This window comes from Neisseria viridiae (assembly GCF_962747995.1).
Taxonomy (GTDB): domain Bacteria; phylum Pseudomonadota; class Gammaproteobacteria; order Burkholderiales; family Neisseriaceae; genus Neisseria; species Neisseria viridiae.
Map to the genome: position 1 here is coordinate 1 of NZ_CAUJAJ010000003.1, position 12,270 is coordinate 12,270.

The following is a 12,270-nucleotide window of genomic DNA, read 5'->3' on the forward strand; positions in this document are numbered from 1 at the left end:
TTTGGGTAGAATCAGTGGATATTTGAAACGAAAACAGCCGAAAACCTGTGTTGGGGTTTCGGCTGTCGGGGGAAAAGGAATTTTGTAAAGGTCTCAGGTTGTTTGAAATCTTTTCAGGTGTAGGGCGGATGCGTAGCAACTGTATTTTTGCCCGACGGGGTGAAAAATACAGTTGCTACGCAACACCCTGCGGCGCACCCTGTATCCACCTCTCTTTCGAACATCTCCCCAAACAACGCCGCGCGCCCCGGGCGTTTGCCGTTTCCCTGCAAAATCTGCGATACAATGCCGTCTGAACATTTATCCGAATCACCAACCCGATGGATACCGCACAAAAACAACGCTGGGCACTGACCCTATCCTATGACGGCAGCCGTTTTTACGGCTGGCAGAAACAGGCAGGCGGCGTACCGACCGTTCAGACGGCATTGGAAACCGCACTCGCCCAAATCGCAGGAGAATCTGTCGCCACCACCGTTGCCGGCAGAACCGATACCGGCGTGCACGCCACCGCCCAAGTCATCCACTTTGACACAACTGCCGTCCGTCCCCAACAGGCATGGATACGCGGCGTGAACGCCAACCTGCCGGAAGGCATAGCCGTTTTGCACGCCCAACAGACCGCACCCGAATTTCACGCACGCTTCGATGCATACGGACGGCACTACCGCTACCTGCTCGAATCCACCCCCGTCCGTTCCCCACTGCTCAAAAACAGGGCAGGCTGGACACACCTCAAACTCGACATCGAACCGATGCGTCGGGCTGCCGCCTTATTGATCGGCGAACAAGACTTCTCCAGTTTCCGTGCCGCCGAGTGCCAGGCAAAATCCCCCGTCAAAACCATTTACCGCGCCGACCTTACCCAAAGCGCAGGACTGATCCGCCTCGATTTGCACGGCAACGCCTTTTTGCACCATATGGTACGCAACATCATGGGCGCGCTCGTTTATGTCGGCAGCGGCAGACTCAGCGTCGAAGGCTTCGCCGCACTGATTCAAGAACGCAGCCGCCTCAAAGCCCCACCGACCTTCATGCCCGACGGACTCTACCTGACCGGCGTCGATTATCCCGAGGCATACGGCATCATCCGCCCCCAAATCCCCGAATGGCTTTAAAACATTCTTGTTGCGGAGATTTTGAAATCGGACAAACTGTCAGGCAATCTTTTTCAATGTTGACACTACCTCATCAAAGTAATGACATTGTTATTACATAAACTGGTAAATATGGTACGTATATGATTCTCAACATACGCAAAATGGGAAACTCGCAAGGAGTGATTCTGCCCAAATCATTATTGGGTCAAATAGGGGCAGTGGACAGCTTGGCTGTTACAGTTGAAAAGGGCAATATTATTTTAAGCTGTCCTACCGTTCGCAGGGGATGGGCAGAAGCTGCCGCAATGCTTGTCGAAACCGAGCAGGAGCATTTTTTTTCCGAAATTGAAAACGAAGCGGATAAAGAATGGATATGGTAGTACGCGGCGGAATCTATCTGGTCTCCTTAGACCCGACCGTAGGAAGCAAAATCAAAAAGACACGTCCTTGTGTCGTAGTATCTCCTCCTGAAATACACAACTATCTCAAGACTGTGCTGATCGTTCCTATGACGAGCGGAAGCCGTCCTGCCCCGTTCCGCGTCAATGTCCGCTTTCAGGATAAAGACGGTCTGCTTTTGCCCGAACAGATTAGGGCTGTGGATAAAGCCGGATTGGTCAAACATCTTGGAAATTTAGACAACAGTACGGCTGAAAAACTGTTTGCAGTATTGCAGGAGATGTTTGCCTGATTGAATAGTCTGAATTGATTGTGTTCATTATCCTGCCGCAGGGGCGGGTTTTACATCCGCCCGCAACCTTTTCACCCTTTCAGACGGCATTTGAAACAGAAAACTTTGCTGCCGCCATTTTTACTGGCAGGAATCCGAACCTGTCGGTTCAGACGGCATTTTATTGCAGGGGCGGATTTCACATCCGCCCGTTCCGAAAGAAACCGTGTATGCGTTTTTTGCTGTCTTTATATAGTGGATTAACAAAAATCAGGACAAGGCGGCGAGCCGCAGACAGTACAAATAGTACGGAACCGATTCACTTGGTGCTTCAGCACCTTAGAGAATCGTTCTCTTTGAGCTAAGGCGAGGTAACGCTGTACTGGTTTTTGTTAATCCACTATAACCCCCGGTTTGCAATACCCTCCAATACCCTCCCGAGTAAGTGTTGTAAAAATGCAAATCTTAAAAATCTAAAATAACTATATGTTATAAAACAAAAAATATTCATAATATCTCTATCCGCCCTTCAAAATACACATCGGATTCCACACAAAAACAGGCAGAAGTTTGTTTTTTCAGACAGGAACATTTATAGTTTCAGACATGGAATCGCCGAGCCCCTCGGCGGTAAATGCAAAGCTAAGCGGCTCGGAAAGCCCGGTTCGCTTAAATTTCTTAACCAAAAAAGGAATACAGCAATGAAAAAATCCCTGATTGCCCTGACTTTGGCAGCCCTTCCTGTTGCAGCAATGGCCGATGTTACCCTGTACGGCACCATCAAAGCCGGCGTAGAAACCTACCGCACTGTAAAACATACAGAAGGCAAAGTAACTGAAGTGGAAACCGGCAGCGAAATCGCCGACTTCGGTTCAAAAATCGGCTTCAAAGGTCAAGAAGACCTCGGCAACGGCCTGAAAGCCATTTGGCAGTTGGAACAAAGCGCCTCCATCGCCGGTACTGACAAAGGCTGGGGCAACAAACAATCCTTCATCGGTTTGAAAGGCGGCTTCGGTACCGTCCGCGCCGGTAACCTGAACAGCATCCTGAAAAGCACCGGCGACAACGTCAACGCTTGGGATTCCGGTTCTAACACCGAAAATGTACTGCAAGTCAGCAAAATCTCTGCTCCGGAACATCGCTACGCATCCGTACGCTACGATTCTCCAGAATTTGCCGGCTTCAGCGGCAGCGTGCAATACGCGCCTAAAGACAATTCAGGTGCAAACGGCGAATCTTACCACGTCGGTTTGAACTACCAAAACAGCGGCTTCTTCGCACAATACGCCGGCTTGTTCCAAAGACACGGCGAAGGCACTAAAGCCACAGTCGGCGAGCCTGTTGAAAAACTGCAAGTTCACCGTTTGGTCGGCGGTTACGACAACGATGCCCTGTACGCCTCCGTAGCCGTACAGCAACAAGATGCGAAATTGGCTGATGCTTCCAATTCGCACAACTCTCAAACCGAAGTTGCCGCTACCGTGGCATACCGCTTCGGCAACGTAACGCCCCGCGTTTCTTACGCCCACGGCTTCAAAGGCACTGTTGCTAAAGCAGACGGCGACAACCGTTACGACCAAGTTATCGTCGGTGCGGAATACGACTTCTCCAAACGCACTTCTGCCTTGGTTTCTGCCGGCTGGTTGCAAGCAGGCAAAGGCGCAAACAAAACCGTATCGACTGCCAGCACCGTCGGTCTGCGCCACAAATTCTAATCTGCAAAGATTGGTATCAACAAAAAGCCTGTCGTCAGACAGGCTTTTTTCTGTTTTTAGTCTTTTTTATTCAATGTCAAAATATGTCGCCATTCCCGCGCAGGCGGGAATCCGAACACGTCCGCACGGAAACCTGATCCCGTCATTCCCACGAAAGTGGGAATCCAGGACGCAGGGTTGGAGAAACCGTTTTACCCGATAAGTTTCCGTGCCGACAGGTCTGGATTCCCGCCTGCGCGGGAATGACGGGTTTCAAGATGACGGTGTTATCGGGAATGACGGTTCGGGTATTTCCTTACGCCCGTCCCACGCCTGTAAACGGTAAGTGCATCAAAAATGCCGTCTGAAGGTTCAGACGGCATCGGTGTCGGGGAATCAGCAAGCCGTAGGGTGGGCTTCAGCCCACCATTTCCATCAATTCCACATTTCCACCGTTTTCATCGAATCCATCGAATCCATCGAATCCTCACCTTTCGACAATCACTGAACCGTCATTCCCGCGCAGGCGGGAATCCAGACCTGTCGGCACGGAAACTTATCGGATAAAACGGTTTCTTCAACCCTACGCTCTAGATTCCCGTTTTCACGGGAATGACGAAAAGTTGCGGGAATCTAAAAACCCAACGCTGCAAGATTTATCAGAAACAACTGAAACCGAACGGACTGGATTCCCGCCTGCGCGGGAATGACGGGATTTTGGGTTTCTATTTTGGTTTTCTGTTTTCGTGGGAACGATGGAATAAAAGAAGTTGAAATAATGAAGTAAAAACGTGATGGTGCTGCGATTTGGGCTTGTGCAGGTAATCAACGTCAAGTTGTGCGAATGACGAAATATAGTGGATTAACAAAAACCGGTACGGCGTTGCCTCGCCTTAGCTCAAAGAGAACGATTCTCTAAGGTGCTGAAGCACCAAGTGAATCGGTTCCGTACTATTTGTACTGTCTGCGGCTTCGTCGCCTTGTCCTGATTTTTGTTAATCCACTATAAAAATGCCGTCTGAAAGGTTTTCAGACGGCATTTGTTCACGGGCCGCGCTCGGGCGGTTTTGGCAAAATCAGTCGGCAACCGCCATCAGGCTGGCGTTGCCGCCGGCGGCTGTGGTGTTGATGCTGCAAGAGATTTCTTCAAACACTTGCAGGATGTCGAGTCCGTTTTCCGAAGGGAGGATGCGGATGAGTGCGCCGTCGTGGGCAGCAAGTTCCTGTTTGCGCGCGCTGTCCAAAGGCGACAGGGCGGCAACGTGGCTGATGCCGGCGGTTTCGGGTTTGCCGTTGACCAGCAGCAGGCCTTCCAGATCGGCGGTGTAGGAAGCCAAGGGGCTGTCGGGTTCGACCACTGCCTGTACGCCGGAGGCGGCAAGTTCGGTCAGTGCGGCAAAGGCTTGAACCGTGCTGCCGCCGTGTATCCAAACGCGTTTGGGCGCGTGCCATGAAATGCTGTTGCGCTCGCCGGTCGGGCCGGTAAGGACGGTTTCGGCACGGCGCAGGGTGCGGATGCGGGCGTGTCCCAAAGCGGCCGCTGCGGCTTTTTTCTCTTCGGCGTTGAACGGCAGTTTGTGAACCAGTGCTTCGAGACGTTTGAGCGCGGCTTCGTCCGCCTGTCCGATTTGGCTCAGGGTCGGGGCAACCCATTCGGGGATGCGGGTCAGTTTTTGCAGGTAGAACGAACCGCCTGCTTTGGGACCTGTGCCGGACAGACCGTGTCCGCCGAAGGGCTGTACGCCGACGACTGCGCCGACGATGTTGCGGTTGACGTAAACGTTGCCGGCTTCGATGCGGCTGCGGATGTGGCGTACCGTGCCTTCGATGCGGCTGTGTACGCCGTGGGTCAGGGCGTAGCCTTTGCTGTTGATTTGGTCGATGACGCTGTCGAGTTCGTCGGCGCGGTAGCGGACGACGTGCAGGACGGGGCCGAAGACTTCGCGTTGCAGTTCGTTGAGGTTGTTCAATTCAAACAGGATGGGGCGGACGAACGTGGATTTTTCGGAATCGACATCGGCAGCGGTTTTGACTTCGTGGTAAGACTTGGCAACGCCTTTCATTTTGTTGATGTGGTTCAACAGGTTTTGCTGCGCTTCGGCATCGATGACGGGGCCGACATCGGTGGTGAGCTGAATCGGTTTGCCGACGACGAGTTCGTCCATCGCGCCTTTGATCATGTCGAGCATACGGTCGGCAACGTCTTCTTGGACGCACAAAATGCGCAGGGCGGAGCAGCGTTGTCCCGCGCTGTCGAAGGCGGAGTTCAATACGTCGGCGCAGACTTGTTCGGCAAGTGCGGTGGAATCGACAATCATGGCGTTTTGTCCGCCGGTTTCGGCAATCAGGACGGGATTGTCGCCGCGTTTGGCAAGGGCTTTGTTGATCAGGCGCGCCACTTCGGTCGAGCCTGTGAAAATCACGCCGCCGATGCGTGGATCGCCTGTCAGCGCCGCGCCGACATCGCCTGCGCCGAGGACGAGTTGCAGGGCGGAAGTCGGGATGCCGGCTTCGTGCATGAGGGAAACGGCATAACCGGCAATCAGGCTGGTTTGTTCGGCAGGTTTGGCGATGACGGTGTTGCCTGCCGCCAATGCGGACACGACTTCGCCGGTAAAGATGGCGAGCGGGAAGTTCCACGGGCTGATGGCGACAATCGCGCCGACGGCTTCGGCATCTTTGGGCAGGGTGTTTTCGGCTTCGCCTGCGTAGTAGCGGCAGAAATCGACGGCTTCGCGCACTTCGGCAATGGCGTTGTTCAGCGTTTTGCCTGCTTCGCGCACGGCAAGCATCATCAGCGCGGGGGTGTGCTGTTCGAGCAGGTCGGCGAAACGGTGCAGGCAGGCGGCGCGCTCGGCGGCAGGTGTCGCACTCCATTCGGGGAACGCGGCAACGGCTGCGCCAACCGCTTCTTGGGCAAGCGCGGCATCGGCAAAGCTGACCGTACCGACAACATCTCCGTGGTCGGCAGGGTTTTTAATCGGTTGCGCTTCGCCGACATCGCGGGCTTTGCCGTTGACGATGGATGCGGCGTGGAAGTCTTGCGCGGCGGCTTTGTTCATCTGTTCTTGAAGCTGCTGCAATACGTTTTCATTGCTCAAGTCCACGCCTTGCGAGTTCAGACGGCATTTGCCGTACAAATCGCGCGGCAGCGGCAGCGCGTTGTGCAGGTGGATGCCCTGTTCGGCGATGGTGTCGAACGGGCTCTTAATCAGGCGGTCGATGCTGATGTTTTCATCGACGATTTGGTTGACGAAAGACGAGTTCGCGCCGTTTTCCAACAGGCGGCGCACCAAGTAGGCGAGCAGGGTTTCGTGCGTGCCGACCGGGGCGTACACGCGCACGCGGCGGCCTAGGTTTTGCGGGCCGACGACTTGGTCGTACAGGGTTTCGCCCATTCCGTGCAGGCATTGGTGTTCAAAGTCTTTGCCTTTGCCCATTTGGTAAATCGCGCCCAAGGTGTAGGCGTTGTGGGTGGCGAATTGCGGGAATACCGCGTCTTGCGCGGAAAGCAGTTTGCGCGCGCAGGCGAGGTAGGAAATGTCGGTATGCACTTTGCGGGTGTAGGTCGGATAGCCGTTCAAGCCGTCCACTTGCGCCCATTTGATTTCGCTGTCCCAATACGCGCCTTTGACGAGGCGGATCATCAGTTTTTGGTTGTTGCGGCGGGCAAGGTCGATCAGGTAGTCGATGACGAAGGGGCAGCGTTTTTGGTAGGCTTGGACAACGAAACCGATGCCTTTGTAGCCTGCCAAATCGGGGTCGGAAACGAGTGCCTCCATCAAATCCAAAGACAGCTCCAAGCGGTTGGCTTCTTCGGCATCGATGTTGATACCGATATCGTATTTTTTACCCAAAAGGAACAATTCTTTCAGGCGCGGCAACAGTTCTCCCATCACGCGGCCGTGTTGGGCGCGCGAGTAGCGCGGATGGATGGCGGAGAGTTTGACGGAAATGCCGTTGCCTTCGTAAACGCCTTGGCCAGCGGCATCTTTGCCGATGGCGTGGATGGCTTCGACATAGTCGCGGTAGTAGCGGTCGGCATCGGCTTGGGTGTAGGCGGCTTCGCCCAACATATCGAAGGAGAAGCGGTAGCCCATTTTTTCGCGTTCTTTGCCGTTTTGCAGGGCTTCTTCAATGGTCTGTCCGGTGACGAACTGTTTGCCCAGAAGCCGCATGGCGTAATTTACGCCTTGGCGGATGAGCGGTGCGCCGCCTTTGCTGATCAGGCGGCTGAGTGCGGAACTCATTTGTTTGTCGTTTGTGGCGGTCAGTTTGCCGGTAATCAGCAGACCCCAGGCGGCGGCGTTGACGAAGAGGGAAGGGCTGTTGTTCAAATGGCTTTTCCAGTTGCCGTCTGAAATCTTGTCGGCAATCAGGCGGTCGCGCGTGGCGTTGTCGGGAATGCGCAGCAGGGCTTCCGCCAGACACATCAGAGCGATGCCTTCTTCGCTGGAGAGTGAAAACTCGTGCATCAGCGCATCCACTCCGCCGGCTTTGGTGCGGCCGGCGCGGACTTGGGTAACCAAACGGCGGGCAAGCTCGGAGGCGGCGTTGCGCTCTTCATCGCTCATCTGTGCACGTTGCAACATATCCTGTACGGCTTCGATTTCATTACGGCGGTAGGCATCGGTTATCGCTTGGCGCAGGGCAGTTTGTGCCGGAAATGCAAAATGAAACATTTTTTGGATTCTCCAAAGTTTTTCGGGGGGTTCAGACGGCATCGGTGCGGCCTGAATACGGTAATATCGTAATAAATCCGCAGATGAAATACAAGGCTTCAAATGCGGGCAGAATCGGTGCTTCCGTTTCTTTGAAAATGAAACGGGTAAAACACAAATAAGGCCTGTATGCAGGCAAGGTTTATTTGTGTTTGACCCGGAAACGGGTTCAGACGGCACGAACCGGGATGCCGTGCCGTCTGAAAGGGGTTTATCGGGCGGCGCGGTAGTCTGCGTCGGCTTTTTCAAAGCGTTCTTGGATTTCGCGCGAAGGTTCTTTGTTGAACAGGGAAACCAACACGGCAACGATCAAGCAAACAATAAAGCCCGGCACGATTTCGTACATCGTCAACAGGCCGCTTTCTCCTGCCGCTTGAGCCGGTTTTTTCACCCATTCCGCCCACACAACAACGGTTAACGCACCTGCAACCATACCCGACAACGCGCCGTAGGCAGTGATGCGTTTCCACAATACGGACAGAATCACAATCGGGCCGAACGCCGCACCGAAACCTGCCCACGCGTAAGACACCAGTCCCAATACTTTGCTGTTCGGATCGGAAGCAATCAGGATGGAAATCACGGCAATCGCCAAGACCATCAGGCGGCCGACCCATACCAGTTCCGACTGTTGCGCGTTTTTACGCAAAAAGCCTTTGTAGAAGTCTTCGGTAATCGCGCTGGAGCAAACCAAAAGCTGGCAGGACAGGGTGGACATCACCGCCGCCAAAATCGCGCTCAAAATAATACCGGCGATCCAAGGGTTGAACAGCAGGGTGGAAAGCGCGATGAAGATGCGTTCGTGGTTGCCGCTCATAGAAGAAACTTTGTCGGGATTTGCACCGAAATACGCAATGCCGAAATAACCGACCGCTACCGCGCCCGCAAGGCACAACGCCATCCAAGTCATACCGATGCGGCGTGCGGATACCAGCGATTTCGCGCTTTCGGCGGCCATAAAGCGCGCCAAAATGTGCGGCTGTCCGAAATAGCCCAAGCCCCATGCGGCGGTAGAAATGATGCCGATGACGGTCGTACCGGCAAACAGGCTGCCGTATTCTTTGCCCGTGCCTGCGGCGACGCTTTGAATCGCGGCAGACATCTGTTCCGCGCCGCCCAAGCCCAGATAGACCATCACTGGCGTTAAAATCAGGGCGAAAATCATCAAAGATGCCTGCAACGTATCCGTCCAGCTGACCGCCAAGAAGCCGCCCAAGAAGGTATAGGCGATGGTCGCGCCCGCGCCCAGCCACATTGCCTGATTGTAAGTCATACCTTCAAACAGGCTTTGGAACAGGGTTGCGCCCGCCACAATGCCCGAGGCGCAATAAATCGTGAAGAAGAACAGGATAATCAGTGCGGAAACCACTTTCATCAAGTGTCCGCCCGCGCCGAAGCGGTGGAAGAAATAATCCGGCAGCGTCAGCGCATTGTTGGCGTATTCGGTATGCACGCGCAGGCGGCCCGCCACCAAGAGCCAGTTGAAATACGCGCCGACCAAGAGGCCGATGGCAATCCAGGCTTCGTTCAAACCGCTCAGGTAAATCGCGCCCGGCAGCCCCATCAAAAGCCAGCCGGACATATCGGACGCGCCCGCCGACATCGCCGTAACAAACGGGCCCAGGCTGCGCCCGCCCAAAATATAATCGTCGAAATTGCGCGTGGAAAAATAAGCGGCAAGCCCGATGAGAAGGACTGCAACCAGATAGATTGCAAAAGTGATGTACATGGGATTCATGTGCTATTCCTCGTCTAAAACTTCAGAATTACAGGCTTTGAAATTGCAAGCAACTTGCGCCTGAAATGTTTTTCTAATAAAAGTACAACTGAAAATCCGGACACCCGAAAGGGGATTCGGATAAATTATCTTCAATCACAATAAGATATGTAATGAAATCACATGAAATTGTAAATAATTTGGTTCAGCATAACCCAAATTCTTTTGTTTGCAAAGCACTTGCCGTCGAAAAAAGGCGGAGAAAAGCAGATTGTTAACATAAAATCTATCTAAAACAAGATATTATTTTGTAGTTGTTTGTAATTGAAAAGGGATGGTGTTGTGAAACCGGCTTTCCGCCTGCTTATGTTTTGAAGTGTAGTTTAGCAACGGAAGTGGGGGCGGAACATTTTGTGCAGATGGCCGGCCGCCCGTTTTCAGACGGCATTTTTCCTTATACAATAGCCGCTTGAATTTGATATGTTCAGGAAGGATACAGATTATGTTCGGCAAGCAGCTTTTTGAAGAAGTCGGCTCGAAAATCAGCGAAACCATCGCCAACAGCCCTGCCAAAGATGTGGAAAAAAATATTAAGGCGATGCTGGGCAGCGCGTTCAACCGTATGGATTTGGTTACGCGCGAAGAATTCGACATCCAGCAGCAGGTTTTGATTAAAACCCGTACCAAACTGGCGGCTTTGGAAGCGCGTTTGGCAAAACTCGAAGCCGCGCAAAATCCCGAACGGGCAGCATTGGAAGCGGCTGAAGCCGCTGCCGAAGAAGCCGTCGCCGAAATCAGGCAGCAAACCGCAGCCGGCGAATAAGGCCGTCTGAAAATATGTCGCTCGCCTTGGTTTACAGCCGCGCCTTGAGCGGTATGAATGCGCCGTTGGTCGAAGTGGAAGCCCACCTTGCCAACGGTCTGCCGCATTTCAACATCGTCGGACTTCCCGATACGGAAGTCAAAGAAAGCCGCGACCGCGTCCGTGCCGCCATCATCCAAAGCGGCTTCGAGTTTCCCGTCAAAAAAATCACCGTCAATCTCGCCCCTGCCGACCTGCCCAAAGAGTCGGGGCGTTTCGATTTGCCGATTGCAATCGGCATCCTTGCCGCATCGGGGCAGGTTGCGCCCGAAAAGCTGGCGGAATACGAGTTTGCGGGGGAATTGGCACTGTCGGGGCTGTTGCGCCCCGTGCGTGGCGCGTTGGCGATGGCGTGGCAGGGTATGCGGGCGGGGCGTTCCTTCGTCTTGCCGCAGGAAAACGCAGAACAAGCCGCCGTGATGCGCGGCATTACCGTTTACGGCGCGCGCTCTTTGGGCGAAGTCGCCGCTCATTTGAACGGTATCGAACCTTTGGCGCAAACCGAATGTTCAGTATCGCAAATGTCGTCTGAACATGGCGGACAACCTGATTTGTGCGATGTGAAAGGTCAGCACACTGCCCGCCTTGCTTTGGAAATTGCCGCCGCAGGAGGACACAGCCTTTTGATGATGGGGCCGCCGGGAACGGGCAAATCTATGCTTTCCCAACGGCTGCCCGGCATCCTGCCGCCTTTGACCGAAGACGAATTGGTCGAAGTGTGGGCATTGCGTTCGCTCCTGCCCAACCACCAGCAACAACTTGACAGCCACCGTCCTTTCCGCAGCCCACACCACAGCGCGAGTTCGGCAGCCATGGTCGGCGGCGGCTCGGATCCGCGTCCGGGAGAGATTTCGCTGGCGCATCACGGCGTTTTATTTTTGGATGAATTGCCCGAGTTTGACCGCAAAGTTTTGGAAGTTTTGCGCGAACCGTTGGAAAACGGCGAAATCCACATTTCCCGCGCGGCGCGCCAAGCCGTCTATCCTGCCAAATTCCAACTTGTTGCCGCCATGAACCCCTGCCCGTGCGGTTATCTCGGGCATCCCGTCAAGCCCTGCCGCTGCACGCCCGAAAGCGTCGCGCGTTACCGCAGCAAGATTTCCGGCCCGCTGCTCGACCGCATCGATTTGACCATCGAAGTCCCGAGCCTGTCCGCCGCCGAACTGATGCAGCAGGAAGCGGGCGAAAGCAGCGCGTCCGTTTTGGAACGCGTCATCGCCGCCCGAGACAAACAATACGCACGGCAGGGTAAAGTCAACGCCGCTTTGAGCGTCAGCGAACTCGATTCCCAAGCCCGCATCCAAAAAGAAGCGCAGGAAGCCTTGGGCGGCCTGCTGGAAAAACTCTCCCTTTCCGCCCGCAGCTTCCACCGCATTATGCGCGTGGCGCGTACATTGGCGGATTTGTCGGGCGATGAAGAAGTCGGTAGAAGCCACGTCATGAAAGCCATAGGTTTCCGCCGCGCTTTATAGGAATGGGAATGGAAGCAGGTTTTGCCCAAATATG

9 protein-coding genes are annotated in these 12,270 nt (G+C 54.3%); 7 read left to right on the forward strand and 2 right to left on the reverse strand.

Annotated elements, in window-relative coordinates; all coding sequences use genetic code 11:
• Window positions 1–320: 320 nt before the first annotated feature.
• From truA to Q9J79_RS02865, 5 genes are all read left to right on the forward strand, one after another.
• On the forward strand, window positions 321–1,118 hold the full coding sequence (gene truA, locus Q9J79_RS02845; RefSeq protein ID WP_301912340.1) for a tRNA pseudouridine(38-40) synthase TruA: 798 nt from the start codon (window positions 321–323) through the stop codon (window positions 1,116–1,118).
• Between the two features lie 122 nt (window positions 1,119–1,240).
• Complete coding sequence (locus tag Q9J79_RS02850) at window positions 1,241–1,480, forward strand: AbrB/MazE/SpoVT family DNA-binding domain-containing protein (RefSeq protein WP_002218169.1); 240 nt, start codon at window positions 1,241–1,243, stop codon at window positions 1,478–1,480.
• Window positions 1,468–1,791, forward strand: coding sequence for a type II toxin-antitoxin system PemK/MazF family toxin (locus tag Q9J79_RS02855; protein WP_301912339.1), 324 nt, complete (start codon window positions 1,468–1,470; stop codon window positions 1,789–1,791). The genes Q9J79_RS02850 and Q9J79_RS02855 overlap by 13 nt, the downstream gene beginning before the upstream one ends.
• Before the next feature lie 680 nt (window positions 1,792–2,471).
• Entirely contained in the window at window positions 2,472–3,485 is a 1,014-nt protein-coding gene (gene porB / locus Q9J79_RS02860) for a trimeric porin PorB (protein ID WP_304685278.1), read from the forward strand.
• Between the two features lie 325 nt (window positions 3,486–3,810).
• Window positions 3,811–3,972 carry a hypothetical protein gene (locus tag Q9J79_RS02865; RefSeq protein ID WP_301912337.1) on the forward strand — a complete coding sequence of 54 codons (162 nt, stop codon included), beginning with the start codon at window positions 3,811–3,813 and terminating at the stop codon, window positions 3,970–3,972.
• A gap of 568 nt (window positions 3,973–4,540) precedes the next feature.
• On the opposite strand, the gene putA is transcribed toward Q9J79_RS02865, so the two are convergent.
• Together putA and putP are read right to left on the reverse strand one after the other, a co-directional pair.
• Window positions 4,541–8,146 carry a bifunctional proline dehydrogenase/L-glutamate gamma-semialdehyde dehydrogenase PutA gene (gene putA / locus Q9J79_RS02870; protein WP_304685279.1) on the reverse strand — a complete coding sequence of 1,202 codons (3,606 nt, stop codon included), beginning with the start codon at window positions 8,144–8,146 and terminating at the stop codon, window positions 4,541–4,543.
• 250 nt (window positions 8,147–8,396) lie between these two features.
• Entirely contained in the window at window positions 8,397–9,923 is a 1,527-nt protein-coding gene (putP, locus tag Q9J79_RS02875; protein WP_107819899.1) for a sodium/proline symporter PutP, read from the reverse strand.
• A 481-nt stretch (window positions 9,924–10,404) separates the two neighbouring features.
• Between putP and Q9J79_RS02880 the strand changes: the two genes are divergently transcribed.
• Both Q9J79_RS02880 and Q9J79_RS02885 read left to right on the forward strand, forming a co-directional pair.
• Complete coding sequence (locus Q9J79_RS02880) at window positions 10,405–10,725, forward strand: accessory factor UbiK family protein (RefSeq protein WP_025457830.1); 321 nt, start codon at window positions 10,405–10,407, stop codon at window positions 10,723–10,725.
• Between the two features lie 14 nt (window positions 10,726–10,739).
• On the forward strand, window positions 10,740–12,236 hold the full coding sequence (locus Q9J79_RS02885) for a YifB family Mg chelatase-like AAA ATPase (RefSeq protein ID WP_304671554.1): 1,497 nt from the start codon (window positions 10,740–10,742) through the stop codon (window positions 12,234–12,236).
• Window positions 12,237–12,270: the final 34 nt, after the last annotated feature.

What these genes read in the sequence shown, in the direction of transcription:
- truA (WP_301912340.1), top strand. Translation starts at nt 321, where the DNA reads ATGGATACCGCACAAAAACAACGCTGGGCACTGACCCTATCCTATGAC.
- Q9J79_RS02850 (WP_002218169.1), top strand. Translation starts at nt 1,241, where the DNA reads ATGATTCTCAACATACGCAAAATGGGAAACTCGCAAGGAGTGATTCTG.
- Q9J79_RS02855 (WP_301912339.1), top strand. Translation starts at nt 1,468, where the DNA reads ATGGATATGGTAGTACGCGGCGGAATCTATCTGGTCTCCTTAGACCCG.
- porB (WP_304685278.1), top strand. Translation starts at nt 2,472, where the DNA reads ATGAAAAAATCCCTGATTGCCCTGACTTTGGCAGCCCTTCCTGTTGCA.
- putA (WP_304685279.1), bottom strand. Translation starts at nt 8,146, where the DNA reads ATGTTTCATTTTGCATTTCCGGCACAAACTGCCCTGCGCCAAGCGATA.
- putP (WP_107819899.1), bottom strand. Translation starts at nt 9,923, where the DNA reads ATGAATCCCATGTACATCACTTTTGCAATCTATCTGGTTGCAGTCCTT.
- Q9J79_RS02880 (WP_025457830.1), top strand. Translation starts at nt 10,405, where the DNA reads ATGTTCGGCAAGCAGCTTTTTGAAGAAGTCGGCTCGAAAATCAGCGAA.
- Q9J79_RS02885 (WP_304671554.1), top strand. Translation starts at nt 10,740, where the DNA reads ATGTCGCTCGCCTTGGTTTACAGCCGCGCCTTGAGCGGTATGAATGCG.